The sequence below is a fragment of the Leisingera caerulea DSM 24564 genome (assembly GCF_000473325.1).
Lineage (GTDB): Bacteria > Pseudomonadota > Alphaproteobacteria > Rhodobacterales > Rhodobacteraceae > Leisingera > Leisingera caerulea.
This window is the reverse complement of record NZ_KI421513.1, coordinates 1,876,507-1,891,317: the sequence shown is the minus strand read 5'-3', so window position 1 is coordinate 1,891,317 and position 14,811 is coordinate 1,876,507. Positions and strand designations below refer to the sequence as shown.

At 64.9% G+C, this 14,811-nt stretch carries 15 protein-coding genes and 1 tRNA gene; 6 read left to right on the top strand and 10 right to left on the bottom strand.

What is annotated here, in order from left to right:
* Positions 1-64: 64 nt before the first annotated feature.
* Positions 65-262: a YgaP family membrane protein gene (locus CAER_RS0116415; protein ID WP_027236391.1), complete on the top strand. Its 198-nt coding sequence runs from the start codon at positions 65-67 to the stop codon at positions 260-262.
* Positions 263-486: 224 nt separating this feature from the next.
* Here CAER_RS0116415 and CAER_RS0116410 read toward each other — a convergent pair whose 3' ends face one another.
* Positions 487-1,173, bottom strand: a complete 687-nt coding sequence (locus CAER_RS0116410; RefSeq protein ID WP_027236390.1) for a rhomboid family intramembrane serine protease — start codon at positions 1,171-1,173, stop codon at positions 487-489.
* A 100-nt stretch (positions 1,174-1,273) separates the two neighbouring features.
* Between CAER_RS0116410 and trpS the strand changes: the two genes are divergently transcribed.
* Both trpS and CAER_RS0116400 read left to right on the top strand, forming a co-directional pair.
* Positions 1,274-2,302 carry a tryptophan--tRNA ligase gene (gene trpS / locus CAER_RS0116405; protein ID WP_027236389.1) on the top strand — a complete coding sequence of 343 codons (1,029 nt, stop codon included), beginning with the start codon at positions 1,274-1,276 and terminating at the stop codon, positions 2,300-2,302.
* Positions 2,303-2,446: 144 nt separating this feature from the next.
* Complete coding sequence (locus tag CAER_RS0116400) at positions 2,447-4,405, top strand: OmpA family protein (protein WP_027236388.1); 1,959 nt, start codon at positions 2,447-2,449, stop codon at positions 4,403-4,405.
* Between the two features lie 58 nt (positions 4,406-4,463).
* Here the strand turns inward: CAER_RS0116400 and CAER_RS0116395 are convergent, their stop codons facing one another.
* Genes CAER_RS0116395 through paaG form a run of 5 tightly spaced genes read right to left on the bottom strand, consistent with a single transcriptional unit; the run spans position 4,464 to position 7,886 of the window.
* Positions 4,464-4,676, bottom strand: a complete 213-nt coding sequence (locus CAER_RS0116395) for a hypothetical protein (RefSeq protein ID WP_027236387.1) — start codon at positions 4,674-4,676, stop codon at positions 4,464-4,466.
* Between the two features lie 57 nt (positions 4,677-4,733).
* Positions 4,734-5,330: a TetR/AcrR family transcriptional regulator gene (locus CAER_RS0116390; protein ID WP_027236386.1), complete on the bottom strand. Its 597-nt coding sequence runs from the start codon at positions 5,328-5,330 to the stop codon at positions 4,734-4,736.
* 16 nt (positions 5,331-5,346) lie between these two features.
* The gene (gene paaK / locus CAER_RS0116385) at positions 5,347-6,657 is read right to left on the bottom strand and encodes a phenylacetate--CoA ligase PaaK (protein WP_027236385.1); all 1,311 of its coding nucleotides are present in this window, start codon (positions 6,655-6,657) and stop codon (positions 5,347-5,349) included.
* Between the two features lie 15 nt (positions 6,658-6,672).
* Positions 6,673-7,098 (bottom strand): hydroxyphenylacetyl-CoA thioesterase PaaI, encoded by a 426-nt coding sequence (gene paaI / locus CAER_RS0116380; protein WP_027236384.1) that lies wholly within the window; start codon positions 7,096-7,098, stop codon positions 6,673-6,675.
* Between the two features lie 2 nt (positions 7,099-7,100).
* Positions 7,101-7,886, bottom strand: coding sequence for a 2-(1,2-epoxy-1,2-dihydrophenyl)acetyl-CoA isomerase PaaG (gene paaG, locus CAER_RS0116375; RefSeq protein ID WP_027236383.1), 786 nt, complete (start codon positions 7,884-7,886; stop codon positions 7,101-7,103).
* A gap of 125 nt (positions 7,887-8,011) precedes the next feature.
* Here paaG and paaZ point away from each other — a divergent pair, with 125 nt between their 5' ends.
* The 3 genes from paaZ (at position 8,012) to CAER_RS0116360 (ending at position 11,184) form a co-directional block, all read left to right on the top strand.
* Positions 8,012-10,042 carry a phenylacetic acid degradation bifunctional protein PaaZ gene (paaZ, locus tag CAER_RS0116370; RefSeq protein WP_027236382.1) on the top strand — a complete coding sequence of 677 codons (2,031 nt, stop codon included), beginning with the start codon at positions 8,012-8,014 and terminating at the stop codon, positions 10,040-10,042.
* An 84-nt stretch (positions 10,043-10,126) separates the two neighbouring features.
* Entirely contained in the window at positions 10,127-10,927 is an 801-nt protein-coding gene (locus CAER_RS0116365) for a PaaX family transcriptional regulator C-terminal domain-containing protein (RefSeq protein WP_036797363.1), read from the top strand.
* A 180-nt stretch (positions 10,928-11,107) separates the two neighbouring features.
* A tRNA-Met gene (locus CAER_RS0116360) sits at positions 11,108-11,184 on the top strand.
* 248 nt (positions 11,185-11,432) lie between these two features.
* On the opposite strand, the gene CAER_RS0116355 is transcribed toward CAER_RS0116360, so the two are convergent.
* The 4 genes from CAER_RS0116355 to CAER_RS28100 all read right to left on the bottom strand — a co-directional run bounded on the left by CAER_RS0116355 (position 11,433) and on the right by CAER_RS28100 (position 14,607).
* Entirely contained in the window at positions 11,433-12,380 is a 948-nt protein-coding gene (locus CAER_RS0116355; protein ID WP_027236380.1) for a YihY/virulence factor BrkB family protein, read from the bottom strand.
* 64 nt (positions 12,381-12,444) lie between these two features.
* Positions 12,445-13,686, bottom strand: a complete 1,242-nt coding sequence (locus CAER_RS0116350) for a DUF3618 domain-containing protein (protein ID WP_027236379.1) — start codon at positions 13,684-13,686, stop codon at positions 12,445-12,447.
* Positions 13,676-14,089, bottom strand: coding sequence for a phage holin family protein (locus CAER_RS0116345; RefSeq protein ID WP_051357796.1), 414 nt, complete (start codon positions 14,087-14,089; stop codon positions 13,676-13,678). Before CAER_RS0116345 ends, CAER_RS0116350 begins: the two co-directional genes overlap by 11 nt.
* Positions 14,086-14,607, bottom strand: a complete 522-nt coding sequence (locus CAER_RS28100) for a hypothetical protein (protein ID WP_051357795.1) — start codon at positions 14,605-14,607, stop codon at positions 14,086-14,088. The genes CAER_RS0116345 and CAER_RS28100 overlap by 4 nt, the downstream gene beginning before the upstream one ends.
* Positions 14,608-14,811 lie beyond the last annotated feature (204 nt).

The window sequence follows — 14,811 nt, the reverse complement described above, 5'->3', positions numbered from 1 at the left end:
GCCGCCCCGGCCGCGGTCTAAAATGGACTCAGAATTTCCAACCTGAGTTCGAAAGGACCACCCAATGCCCCGTAACGAAGGCACCCTCGACCGCGCCCTGCGCATCATTCTCGGCCTGATCCTGCTGTCGCTGGTGTTCATCGGCCCGCAAACCCTGTGGGGCCTCATCGGCCTGGTGCCGCTGGCGACCGGCCTCATGGGCTACTGCCCTCTTTATCAAATCCTCGGCCTCAGCACGTGTCCGCTTAAGAAGCAGGGCTGACCTTCCCTGCCAATTCCGGGTCAAGGGCGGCATAGCCACCGCGCGGCACGCGCGGTTCACCCTTGGGGCGGGATTTGCCGGCCGCAAAATGGAGATAGCGCCTTCACGGCAAACCTGCCCCTGAAGCGCTTCTCAGCGGCTCTTCCCGCCGCGCGTCAGCGCGGCCCGGCCCAACGGCTGCAAATGCCCCTTGGGGCATCGGCAGCGGGCGGGAGCGCCCCGTTTCAATCGTGGCGGATGCGGTTGCGGATCCGGGCCCAGCCGCCCGGCGCCAAAAAGAACGACAGGCTGAACCCGGTGGCAAAACCCGCCAGGTCGGCCACCCAGTCCTTCTGGCCGCCAAACAGCAGCCCGAACACCAGCTGCGCCCCCATCAGGAAGGCAATCAGCGAAAACGCCCGGCTTTGCTGCGCCCCGACCGAGGCCAGCGAGCGCCAAAGCAAAAAGGTGAACGCCCCGATCAGCCCATAGACCGCCGGAAAGCCGCCGATCAGGGGCTGGCCGCTGCTCACCAGCAGCGCATAGCCCAGCGCGCCGCCGGCGCCGGACAGGATAAAGATGATCACCATCGCCAGATCGCCCATCACCTCGCCCACCATCTTGCCCATCGCCAGCACAAAGACGCAGACAAACAGCGCGTGGGTAAAGGCGCCATGCACAAAGATATAGGAGACAAAGCGCTTCAGATGCTCCGGCAGCCAGCGGCCGCTGTCCTGCATCCACCAGAAAATCTCGCTGGAGAACGCATAGGACTGGATCGCCTCCAGCCGCCAGCCGATCGCCTCCGGACCGCCCAGGATGCCGCGCGCGCCCAGCGAGAACACCGCCTCGATCCCGATAATGATCAGGACCAGCGCCACCACCGCGGCGGGCAGAGGGTTGAGGGGGGCATTATTGGGCTGGCTGCTCATCCGGGCTCCTTGCGGCACGGAATCCCCCGCGCCTGTTGACCTATCCTGGCCCCATGGGTAAGCGACGATGGTGCATAATTCCAGACGGGAGTTTCCGGCTATGAGCGAAACCAGCTTCACCCCGCGCGTCTTTTCGGGGATCCAGCCTTCGGGCAACCTGCACTTGGGGAATTACCTCGGTGCGCTGAAGCGCTTCGTCGACTGGCAGGCCAAGGACGTTGAGACCATCTATTGCATGGTCGACCTGCACGCGATCACCGTCTGGCAGGATCCCAAGGACCTGATGAAATCGACCCGCGAGCTGTGCGCGGGCTTCATCGCGGCGGGCATCGACCCGGAAAAGTCCATCCTGATCAACCAGTCCCAGGTGCCCGAGCACGCGCAGCTGGCGTGGATCTTCAACTGCGTCGCCCGCATGGGCTGGATGCAGCGGATGACCCAGTGGAAGGACAAGGCCGGCAAGAACCAGCAGAACGCCTCGCTGGGACTGTTTGCCTATCCGGCGCTGATGGCCGCCGACATCCTGGTGTACCACGCCACCCATGTGCCGGTTGGCGAGGACCAGAAACAGCATCTGGAACTGACCCGCGATATCGCCATCAAGTTCAACCATGACTATGGCGTCAACTTCTTCCCGGAGACCGAACCGGTGATCGAAGGCGCCGCCACCCGGGTGATGAGCCTGCGCGACGGCTCCAAGAAGATGTCGAAATCGGATGCATCCGACGCTTCCCGCATCAACTTGACCGATGACGCAGACGCCATCGCCAAGAAGATCCGCAAGGCCAAGACCGACCCCGAGGCGCTGCCGTCCGAGGCCGAGGGCCTGGAAGGCCGCCCCGAGGCGCGCAACCTGGTCAATATCTATGCCGCCCTGAACGAGCAGAGCGTCGATCAGGTGCTGGCAGATGTCGGCGGCCGGCAGTTCTCGGAATTCAAACCGATGCTGGCGGATCTGGCGGTATCCAAGCTGGCGCCGATCTCGACCGAGATGGCGCGGCTGATGCAGAACCAGGACGAAATCGACAAGATTTTGTCCCGCGGCTCCGAGCGCGCGCGCGAAATCACCGCACCGATCCTGCGCAAGACCTATGACATTGTCGGCATGGTTCCGCCCGCAAGCCTCTGAAATTCAGTGCAGCTGGCGGAAAACGGCCGGATTTCAGCCGCCCCACCGGGGGCGGCTTCTTTTTTGCCGGGACGCCGGGAAACTTTTTCCCCACTCAGCGGTTACCCCCGTACGGCCATGTGCCGGAACAAGGAAGGAACCGTTATGAAACCGGGAATTTTCAAATCGACCACGGCGCTGGCAGTGATGGTCTCGCTGGCAGCACCGCTGCCCGCCCTGTCGCAGGACAAGGGCAACAAGCGCATTGACCTTACCCAGATGACCACCGCCGAGATCGGCAAACTGGTCGAGCGCTGCAGGAAACGCGCCGAACGGCAGCAAAAGAAGCTGGCCGCAGGCGGGGAAGTCCAGGAAAAATCCGGCCGGATCGCCAAGTTCTGCCAGGCCTATGGCACCGGCGACTTTGACGCTGAGCTGCCGGGCGAGCTGCAATCCGCCAGCGTGCTGGCCAGCGTGGCAGAGATGACGGCGGATGCCGGGGCCGCTGTTGAAGCTGAGGCCGGCGCGGAAGTGCAGGCTGGTGCGGACGCTCAGGCTGCGGGCGATGAGAACACCCAGCAGCAGGCAGACGGCACAGCCCCTGCCCAAACTGAGACCGCGGCTGAGGCTGGTGCTGACGCCAATGCAGAGGCAGAAGCCGCCGCCGCAGCGGAAACTGCTGCCGAAGCGGAGGCTGCCGCAGAGTCTGCTGCCGCTCAGGAAGCTGCAGAGGCCGCTGCCCTGGCAGAGGCACTGGAGCAGGAGGCCGCCGCTCAGGAAGCGCAAGCCGAAGCGCAGGACGAACAGGCCGAAGCTCAGGCTGATCAGCAGGCCGAGGCCCAGGCAGAGCAGCAGACCCAAGCGCAAGCTGAGCAGCCGGCAGAGGATGCCGCCGCTGAAGAAACCGCAACCAGCGCCGAAGCGATTGCCGCCGATCTGGCCCAGTCGCAGGGCGATACCGGCGAAACTGCCGACAACCCCGAACTGGTAGAGCTGGACAGCCAGGCCCAGGCCGATGCTCAGGCCGAAGCCGAGACTGAGACCGCCGCAGCTGCCGCTGCCGCCGCGGATAACAGCGACGGCCAGGCCGAGGTGACCGAAGAAACAGTGACCGAGGACACCGTGCGCAGCTCAGATGAGGAGTTTGAGACCGAAGTCGGCGCGGATACCCAAGCTGCGGCAGAAGCCCCTGCCCCGCAGGCCAATGCCGCCGCGGAAGAAGATGACAGCGGCCTGTCCGACCAGCAGCGCAACGCCCTGCTAGGCCTTGGCGCCCTGGCCATCGGCACACTGCTTAACAATGGCGGCAAGGTGGTGTCCAACACAGGCGACCGCGCCATCGTGGAGCAGGACGGACAGTACCGCGTGCTGAAGGACGACGACGCACTGCTGCGCCAGCCGGGCTCCAACGTGACCACCTACCGGTTCCAGGACGGCTCAACCCGCACCGTGGTGACCCGCGAGAACGGCGTTGAGGTGGAAACCATCCGCTCCGCCGAAGGCCGGGTGCTGCGCCGGACCCGCATCCTGCCGGACGGCCGCAGTGTGGTGCTGTTCGACGACACCCAAAAGTCTGAAAAGGTCGTCGTGAACGAGCTGCCGCAAGTTCAGGACAACCGCCGTGCCTTCTCCGGCACCGGTGCCGTATCGGCTGAGGACCTGGCCGCAGCGCTGGCCGCGCAGGAAGCTCCGCAGGTTGACCGCCGCTTCTCGCTGGCGCAGGTCCGCAACATCGACGCGGTGCGCCGCCTGGTGCCTGTGATCAACGTTGACTCGGTGAACTTCGACACCGGCTCCGCAGTGATCCGCCCGCAGGAGGCCGAAGAGCTGGCCGCCCTGGGCAACGCACTGCGCGAGCTGATCGACCGCAGCCCGGGCGAGGTGTTCCTGATCGAAGGCCACACCGATGCGGTGGGCGCAGCGACCTATAACCTGGCGCTGTCGGACCGTCGCGCCGAAACCGTGGCGCTGGCGCTGACCGAATACTTCGACGTGCCGCCGGAGAACATGGTGGTGCAGGGCTATGGTGAAAGCGACCTGGCCGTGCAGACGCTGGACGCCGAACGCGTCAACCGCCGCGTCGCGGTGCGCCGCATCACACCGCTGCTGGGCAGCGAAAGCTGATCCGCAAACTTGAACAGCTGCACCCGGCGGGACTTCTCCGCCGGGTGTGTTTCCGTGCCTATCCCGCAGGTGTCCTGCGCCGCGACCACAGCCCGTATTTCAGGGCGAATGACTTCAGCGAAAACCGGCGCCTGCCGGAATTCCCACGCGTCTTCCCGGCCGCGGTCCGGTCGAACTCATACATGTCGATGGCGCGTTCGGCGCATCCGCAGGCCTCACCCAGCCCGACCTTTTTGTAATAGAAACTCTCAAAGCTCTCAGGTTTCTGCATCGCATCCTCCCTTGGCGGAGAAAGCTAGCGCAGAAAACGCTGAACGCAAAACGGCCTTTACAGCCCCTTCACCCCATGAAGGGTCAGGTCCGCAACCAGCCGGGCATAATCCTCCCGCGCCTTGGACCCGGCGCCGGTATTCCACATGTAATACCAGTTCAGCATCCCGAAGACCGACATGGTGGCGCCGCGCAGCTTGGCGCTGTCGCCGTCAAAAACCTCAGGCGCCACCGCCTGCAACGCATCGCTCATGAACTGGACCATCTCGCGCTGATAGCCGCGCAGATGCTTCTGCTGCTCCTCCGGCAGCGCCCCCATCGCACCCAGCTGCACCTGGTGCTCATGGTCTGCGCCCTGATAGGCCAGCAGGATTTCCGAGACGATGCGGCGCAGCCGCTCCTGCGGGCCGCAGCCGTCCAGCTCCACCTCGCAGACCCGGTCGCGCAGGTCGCTGAGATAGGTGTCGAGGAGGCCGAAGAGAACGGCATCCTTGCTGTCATAGTAGTGGTAGATGTTCGCCTTGGAGATCCCGCATTCCCGCGCCAGCTGGGTCATCGACGCGCGGTCATAGCCTGCTTCCGCAAACACTTTGGCTGCGGACTTCAGGATCTGCGCGCGTTTCTGATCATGGTCTTTTGCGATCGTGCGGGCCAAGGCTCACTCTCCCGGGTCAGGACTTGTTGCGGTTGTCGACAACGCGCTTGGCCTTGCCCTGGCTGCGCTCGACGGATCCGGGGTCGCCTACAATGATCTCGGTGGAAACGCCAACCATATCCTTAATCCGCTTGGTCAGCATCCGCGCCGCCGCGGTCTTGCTCAGCTCATCCGTGGCATCCGGATTAGCCTCGACATACACCCGCATCGCGTCCATCCGGCCGGATTTATACAGCTCGATCTGGTAATGCGGCGCCAGCCCGCCGGTCGCCATCAGCTGCTCCTCCACCTGGCTGGGGAAGACGTTGACGCCGCGCAGGATGATCATGTCGTCGCTGCGCCCGGTGATCTTCTCCATCCGGCGCATCGTGCGCGCGGTGCCCGGCAGCAGCCGCGTCAGGTCGCGGGTGCGGTAGCGGATCATCGGCAGGCCTTCCTTGGTCAGCGTGGTGAACACCAGCTCGCCCATCTCCCCGTCCGGCAGCACCTCGCCGGTGGCCGGGTCGATGATTTCCGGCAGGAAGTGATCCTCCCAGATGACCGGGCCGTCCTTGGTCTCGACGCATTCGTTCGCCACGCCCGGCCCCATGATTTCGCTGAGGCCGTAGATATCGACCGCGTGCATGTCAAAGGCGTCCTCGACCTCCTTGCGCATCGCGTCGGTCCAGGGTTCGGCCCCGAACACGCCAACCTTCAGCGAGCATTCGCGCGGGTCCATGCCGATCTTGTGGTACTGCTCCAGGATGTTGAGCATGTAGGACGGCGTCACCATGATCCCGTCGGGTTTGAAGTCGGTGATCAGGCCGACCTGCTTTTCGGTCTGCCCGCCCGACATCGGAACGACAGTGGCGCCCAGGCGCTCGATCCCGTAATGCGCGCCAAGACCGCCGGTGAACAGGCCATAGCCGTAGGCGTTATGCACCATATCGCCTTTGCGCAGCCCCGCCGCCCGCAGGGAGCGCGCCACCAGATCCGCCCAGTTGTCGATGTCGCCCTTGGTATAGCCGACCACCGTCGGCTTGCCGGTGGTGCCGGAGGACGCATGCAGGCGGATGATTTCACTGCGCGGCACGGCAAACAGGCCGAAGGGGTAATTGTCCCGCAGGTCGTTCTTGTAGGTGAAGGGGAACTTAGCCAGATCGGACAGCTGTTGCAGGTCGTCCGGGTGCACGCCCGCCTCGTCGAAGCGCTGCTTGTACATCGCCACGTTATCATAGGCATGGCGCACCGACCATTTCAGCCGCTCCAGCTGCAGGTTGCGGATTTCGTCGATCGAGGCGATCTCGATCGGATCCAGATCGCTCTTGTTCGGGGTCAAATCTTCCATGGCGTCCTCCACACCTTATTCGTCAAACAACTGGCCTTTGACCGCCCGGGAGAAGCCCCGGAACTCGGCGATCTGCTGGCCGTCCTGATTGGTCACTGTCACGTCATAGATGCCGCTGCGCCCGGTCAGGGAAATCTCGCGGGCCTTGGCGATCAGCGTGTCGCCCAGCCGTCCCGGCGCGGTGAAGCTGATCACGTTGTGCTGCGCCACGGTCGACTGGTTGCGGCTGTTGCAGGCAAAGGCAAAGGCGCTGTCGGCCAGCATGAACGTCACGCCGCCGTGGCAGATGCCGTGGCCGTTGCAGTGGTGCTGCGCAATCGTCAGCTCCAGCGTGGCCTCGCCCTCATCCACATGGGTGATCTCCATCCCCGCCCACTTGGACGCGTGGTCCTCTGCCCACATCGCGGCGGCGGATTTTTCGGCGCGTTCCTTGGGGGTCATGGTCACTTGCCCTTGAACGCGGGCGCGCGCTTTTCCAGGAAGCTGGCAACGCCCTCAGCGTAATCCGCGCTTTCGCCGCAGGTCTTCATCGCGTCCGCCTCGATCTCCAGCTGGTCAGACAGCGTGTTCACCGCCGCCGCTTGGATGCACTGTTTGGTCAGACCCAGCCCCAGTGTCGGGCCATTTGCGAATTTCTCAGCCATGGCGCGGGCCTCTGTCATCAGGTCGCCGTCCGGCAGCGCCTTCCAGATCAGGCCCCAGTCTTCGGCCTTTTTCGCAGGCAGCGGCTCCGCGGTCAGCGCAAGCCCCTTGGCGCGCGCTTCGCCCAGCAGCCGCGGCAGATGCCAGCTGCCGCCGGTATCCGGGATCAGGCCAACCTTTGAAAACGACTGAATGAACTTGGCGCTTTCCGCCGCCAGCACCATGTCGCAGGCCAGCGCCAGATTGGCGCCCGCCCCGGCAGCCACGCCGTTGACGGCACAGATGACCGGAAAGTTCAGCTCGCGGATCAGCCGCACCAGGGGTGCATAGAATTTGCGCACGGTCTGGCTCAGGTCCGGCGGCCCGTCCATCTTGCGCGGGTCGCGATCGCCCAGGTCCTGCCCGGCGCAAAAGCCGCGCCCGGCCCCGGTCAGCAGCACCGCGCGGGCACCGCCATCACGGGCGGCCTCAAGTGCCGCGCGCAAGGCGTTGTGCATGTCCTCATTGAAACTGTTCAGCCGGTCCGGACGGTTCAGGGTGATCTCCACCCAGGTCCCGTGATCCTCCACCAGAATCGTATCGCTCATCGCTCCCTCACCCTGTCAGCGGCGCATTTGACAAATTCCTTGCATAAACCGACCGGACGGTCAATATATCTCAGCATCGGATTCCAGCCAGCCGGCCCTGCCGGCCTGACGAAAAGGACAGCATCATGAGCCTTCTAGAGATTTCCAGCTTTGCAGCGGGTCAATGGGTCGCACCGGGCGCAGGCGCCCGCAACATCGCCAGCGCCATCACCGGCGAGGTGATCGCCAGCGCCGGCAATGACGCGCTCGACGTGCAAGGAATGCTCGACTACGCCCGCACGGTGGGCGGTGCGAACCTGCGCAAGCTGACCTTCCACGACCGCGCCCGGATGCTGAAGGCGCTGGCTGGCCACCTGAACCAGCACAAGCAGGCGCTTTACGACCTCAGCTTCGATACCGGCGCCACCCAGTCCGACCACATGATCGACATCGACGGCGGCATCGGCACCATGTTCGTCTTCGCTTCCAAGGGCCGCCGCGAGATGCCGGACGCCCATGTCTACCTCGACGGCGATGTGGAGCAGCTCAGCCGCAACGGCACCTTCCTGGGCCAGCACATCTGCACCCCGCTGCGCGGCGTCGCGGTGCATATCAACGCCTTCAACTTCCCGGTCTGGGGCATGCTGGAGAAACTGGCCCCGACCCTGCTGGCCGGCGTCCCGGCCATCGTGAAACCCGCCACCAACAGCTGCTATGTGACGGAACTGGCAGTGAAACTGATGCTGGACAGCGGCATCCTGCCCGAAGGCGCGCTGCAGCTGGTCTCCGGCGGCTTGGGCGACATGCTGGACCATCTGACCATGCAGGACGTGGTCAGCTTCACCGGCTCCGCCAATACCGCGCTGAAACTGCGCGCCAACCCGGTGATCCTGGAAAACTCGGTCCGTTTTGTGGCCGAACAGGACAGCCTCAACGCCTCGATCCTTGGCCCCGACGCGCAGCCCGGAACGCCGGAGTTTGACCTCTTCGTCAAGGAAGTCAGCCGCGAGATGACCACCAAGGCGGGCCAAAAATGCACCGCCATCCGCCGCATCATCGCGCCCCAGGCGCAGGTGGACGCGGTGATCGAAGCACTGTCGGCCCGACTGGCGAAAACGCAGATCGGCGACCCGCGCCTGGAAACCACCCGCATGGGCGCGCTGGTCTCCAACAGCCAGAAACGCGACGTGCTGGAAAAGGCTGAAATCATCGGCCAGGAAGCAGAGCGCGTCTTTGGCGATCCGGAAAACTTCTCCGTCGATGGCGCCGATGCCGAAAAAGGCGCCTTTGTGCCGCCGATGCTGTTCCACTGCGCCGACCCGGACAACGCCAGCCGCGTGCACGACACAGAGGCCTTCGGCCCCGTCTCCACCATCATGGGCTACCGCGATCTGGACCACGCCATTGATCTGGCCAACCGCGGCCAGGGCTCGCTGGTGGCCTCGGTGATCACCCATGACCCGGCCGTCTCCCGCGACGTCGCCATCGGCGCCGGCGCCTACCACGGCCGCCTCTACTTCAATAACCGCGACTCGATGAAGGAATCGACCGGCCACGGCTCCCCCCTGCCCCACATGGTGCATGGCGGCCCAGGCCGGGCAGGCGGCGGCGAGGAGATGGGCGGTGTGCGCGGCGTCAAACACTACATGCAGCGCACCGCCATCCAGGGCTCGCCTGACATCCTGTCCGCGATTGGCGAGAAATGGGTCCCCGGCGGCACCGAGATCGAAGGCCCCGCCCACCCCTTCACCCGCAAGTTCGGCGAGCTGTCAATCGGCGAGACCCTGCACACCGCGCCGCGCACCGTCACGCTGGAGGATATTGAGATCTTCGCCCATTTCACCGGCGACACCTTCTATGCCCACATGGACGACGACGCCGCCAAGCGGAACCCGTTCTTCCCGGGCCGCGTGGCGCATGGCTACCTGCTCTTGTCCTTTGCCGCGGGCATGTTCGTGCAGCCGGACGAGGGCCCGGTTCTGGCCAACACCGGCCTCGACAATCTGCGTTTCATGAAGCCGGTTTCGGCGGGCGACAGCATCAAGGTCCGCCTCACCGTCAAAAAGAAAACCCCCCGCAACGAGGAGTACGGCGAGGTCCGCTGGCATGTGACCCTGACCAACCAGGACGATGAGATTGCAGCAGAGTACGAACTGCTGACAATGAACGCCTACTAAAACTGCGAAAATGCGGCACGCAGCCCCGCTGCCGCCAACCGCCCGGACTGGCCTTACCGGTCCGGGCGAACTATGTTTATCCCTATGAACGAACAGCATAACCCCTGGTTTGAGACAACCGTCCAGCAGCTGAACGACCCGCAGAACCAGCGGGTCTGGTCGGTGATCGTATCGCTGTTCGGCGATCTGGCGCAGGACAAGGGCGCCCGGATCAGCGGCAGCGCCCTGACCCGCATCATCACCCCGATGGGAATCAAGCCCGAGGCAATCCGCGTGGCACTGCACCGGCTGCGCAAGGACGGCTGGATCGAAAGCGCCCGCTCAGGCCGTGCCTCGGTCCACTACCTGACCGAATACGGCCGCAACCAATCCGCCGCCGTCACCCCCCGGATCTATGAGCGCCGCGCCGCCGCCCCCGGCGACTGGCACCTGCTGATCGCCGAGGACGGCGCCGGGCAGGCAACCCTGGACGAGGTGCTGCTGCTGTCCAATTACGTCGCCGTGAACCGCACCACCGCGCTTGGCCACGGCCCGATGCCGCGCAACCTGGACGACCTGCTGGCGGCGGGGGTCAACAGCATGAGCGTTCCTGGCTGGCTCAAGGCCCGGCTGTTTCCGGACCACCTGCAGGACGCCTGCGCCGCGCTGCAGCGCGACCTGAAGCAGATTGCTCCGCCGCCTGCGGGCCTGACCCCGGCGCAGACCGGCACCTTGCGGACGCTGATCGTGCACCGCTGGCGCCGCGTGGTGCTGCGCCACCCGGACCTGCCGCCCAGCTTCCACCCTGAGGACTGGGCCGGAGAAGCCTGCCGCGCCCTGGTATTCCAGCTGCTGGACCGCCTGCCGCAGCCAGAGCTGTCCGCCCTGGACGCGCAGACCGAATAGCCGCGAAACGGCGCTGCAATCCTGCCGCGCCGCAGCCCGGCGCGCCTGAGAAAAGATAATCCCTTGTTTTTAATCGCTTTCTCGCCCCCTCATGAAAAACATCGGAAGAATCCGCATTTCCCTGCCTTTTCTGCTTGACCCCACCGCCGGCATTCCTTAAATCGCGTCCACACAGCGAGCGGCGGAGTAGCTCAGTTGGTTAGAGCAGCGGAATCATAATCCGCGTGTCGGGGGTTCAAGTCCCTCCTCCGCTACCACCCCTCCCTTGAAAATCCGGCAAGGCCGTTGGCGGTTAAGCATGCTGCAGGCAGCTGCCCACCTGTTTGGCGGGCAGCCAGGCAGCCGGGCTGTGCTTTCCTGAGGTTTGAATGCCGCTTAGCCGCGGGAACGACCAATTTCCGCCCTCCTGGCAGCTCTATGACGGCCCGTGCGCTGGCAGACCCGCTCCGGCACCCCATTGCGGAACATCGCAGCGCAAACCGGTCCTAGCGGGTTCCGGGCGGGTCTAGGTGTCCTGCGCCGCGCCCAGCTTGTCGGCCTTGACCGCGCCGCGCTGTCCCATCGGCTCCGCCGGGCCGACAGTTGTGTCGTAGGCGGTCTGCGCCTCGACCTCTGCGTTGATCTCGGCGCCAAGCAGCACGATGAAGGCAGAAATCCACAGCCACATCAGCAGCACCACGACCCCCGCCAGCGCGCCGAAGCTTTCGTTATAGGATCCGAAGTTGCCGACGTAGAACGCAAACCCCGCGGAGCCCGCCAGCCAAAGAACACAGGCGGCAATTGCACCGGGCGACGCCCACAGAAATTCCGGCTTATCCCGTGACGGGCCGTAACGGTACAGCACCGCAAGCCCGGCCATGGTCGTGAGCAGCAGCACCCCCCACACCAGCAGCGTGCCAAGGATTTCGGTCACGGGCCCGGCGTCGATCAGCGCGATAACCGATGGGACCGCCAGCGTCGCCAGAAGCCCCATCAGCAGTCCCGCGATCAGGAACAGCGTCAGAACGAGGGTGACAAAGGTCTTCATGAAAAAGCCGCGCCTTTCCTCCTCGTCGTAAGCCACGTTCATGCCTTCGATGAGGCTGTTCATGCCCTTGGACGCAGAATAAAGGGCGATCAGAATACCCGCCACAGCAGCAAGGCCCAGCCCGCCTTCCCGCGAACCTGCGACCTGGGTCGCCTGGCCGATGACGATTTCCATCACTTCGTCCGGCACGACCCCTTCCAGCTGCGAAATCTGGTCGACAATCTGGCTGGGTTCAATCATCAGGCCGCCAATCGCCAGAAGCGCGGTAATGGCCGGGAACAGCGCCATAAGCCCGTAAAAGGCGACGCCGGCAGCGATCAGCCCGACATGGTCGGTTGCGATCTCATCCTTGACCCGCAGGGCAATATCCTTCCAGCCCTTGGGCGGGATCTTATGCGGTGCATCCGCCTGCCTGCCGCGTGTCATGGCGTCTCCTCCAAAGCCGTTTCATGCAAAGCCGGAGGCTGCCGCAGCAGCCTCCGGACCCGTCTTACGATGAAGAAGGCTTACCCAAGTCCTTTTCCTTGGCCTTGTCGGCGGCCGCGCCGGCAATCCGCTTGCCAGCCGACTTCGCCTCATCGACAGCCGCCTGGGCCGCCGTCTTGCCTTGCGGCGCGGCGCTGTCCATGGCGTCCCGCTTTTCGCTGGCGATGGTTTCAGCCTCCTTGCGGGCGGCCTGCATCACAGCCACGGCTTTCTCCTGCTCTTCGCGGAAGATCGCCTCGGCCCGCTCCATCATCTTGTCGCTGTGCGCGCCCAGGGCGTCATCCTCGGTGCGCGTGCGCGGCAGCGCGCCGCCAATCGCCGCCCCCAGCGCCAGCGCCAGTGCGCCTGCGACCAGCGGCTGCCGGTTGAAAAAGTCCGCCGACTGACGCGAGCCGGACGCCAGCGCCCCGGCAGCCTTGCGCCGGGCATCGACAGCAGCCTCGCGCGCCGCGATCACGCGGGCCCTGGCCTCTTCCGAGAGGTTCTCCGTGCCCTCCGACAGACGGTCGCGCAAACGCGCAGCCCGGGCACGGGCGGCATCTGCGGCGTCCGACACCGAGGACGCGGCAGAGGAGGCGCCGTCACGGACGGCCTGCCCTGCGGCAGCGGCCTTGCCCTTCGCGGCTGCACCAGCGTCCTTGGCCGCTGAACCGGCCGCCGATGCCTTGTCGTGCACAGCCTGACCCGCGGCAGACGCCTTGGCCTGTGCCGATGCGGCGGCTCCGGAAGCGCGGTCCGCAAGGCTGCTGCCGCCGCTATCCTCGTCATCATCGCGGGCCCAGGACGGGACGCCTTCAGAGCCGCCCTTCATGCGCGGATCAGGGCGTGTCACAAGCATGCCGCTGGTGTCGTGCCCGCCGTAGCTGCTGCCTGACCGGCGGTCTTCCCAGCCGCTGTCACCGTAAGCTTCGCTGCTTCCGTACCCTTCGCGGCCACGCGCGCGGCCAGCGTAATCAGCCCCCCGCTGTTCCGCGCCACTGCGGCTGGCGCCGGAGCGGCCTTGCCCGAAGATCATCCAGGCCAGCCCGACGCCGGTCAGAACCACGGCTGCCGGGTTTTCCTTTACGGTCCGGGTGATGGCATTGCCGATCTCGCCGCCATGCTCGCGCAGCTGATCGCCCAGCTGCTGCACCACGCCGTCGACGGAAAACTTGTTCTGCAAATTCTCAAGGTTGCTGGTCAGCTGCGCGCGGTCCCGTTCGATCTCGCGCTCGATCTCGTGAACAGAACGGTTATCATTTGTCATTGTACGTCTCCTTGATGGATTGCGCGTCGCGCTTCACGTTTTCAGCGGTGCGGGTGGGGGCCAGGCTTGAAAGCTTCAGGTCGCTGGTCCCCTTGGCGATCATACCAAAGGCTGCGGCCGCAAAGGCCACCCCGACAAGCAGGGCTGCCCAGCCCGGATCCATGCCGGCTTCGGTCAGCGCCGCCGACAGGGCCGCTGCCAGAACGTTAAGCGCGGTCAGCGCCACGACGACACCGCCAACGATCAGTCCCAGGGCGACAGCAGCGCGGTTGATGTTTTCGCCAACCTCAGCCCGCGCAAGCGCGAGCTCGTTGCGGACCAGCGAGCTGATGTTGTTCAGCGCCTCGGTCACGATGCTGGCAGCATTCGGCGTGGCGCCGGGGTCGGGGTTCGTCTGTGTCATTTCACCTCTCCCGTGTTCTTCGTGACCGTGTTTTGCGTAACCGGGTACGGGCTGGCCGGACGATCAGGGCTTGCCGAAGGGGTTGCCGCAGGCGCGTGCGCCGCGCTGGCCGCCGGGCCGTCCTGGCGGCTGCTGTCCGACGCCTTGGCAAAGCGTGCAGCGGCAAAGCCCAGCAGCGCAGCGCTGCTCAGGAACATGACCGGGTTTTTGCGGGCAAAGCCCGAAACGGAATGGACCATATCGCCCAGATCCTGGTTGCGGATTGAATCTGACACATCGGCCAGAGTACCGGCCACTTGGCCGATTGCGCGTTCATGCGGCGAGCCGCTGCGCATTTCGTCGGAAGCGGTGCGCAGCGCAGCCGCCACGGACTTCACCTCGTCGGCGACGCTTTCCTTAGCTGCTTCTGCGCGGCTCTGCGCCTCTTGTTTGGCGGTTTCGGCGGCGCTCGCCGCAGCGGACTTGGCCTCTTCGGCAACGTTTTTTGCGGCGGTTTTCACTTTGTCTGTTCCGGACATCTGAATACTCCCTCTGATCAGGCGATAAAGTTGAGCAAGGCGAGAACGACGACAACGACGCCAATGATATAGAAAATGCTGTGCATGGCTTCCTCCCCGGGCTGTATCGGTCGGTTCGATACTTGGACAACTCACAGCACACCGGTTCAGTTCCAATTTTCCCGGAACGTGCAGCCAATTTATGCGAGGAAAACCGGAGTCCGG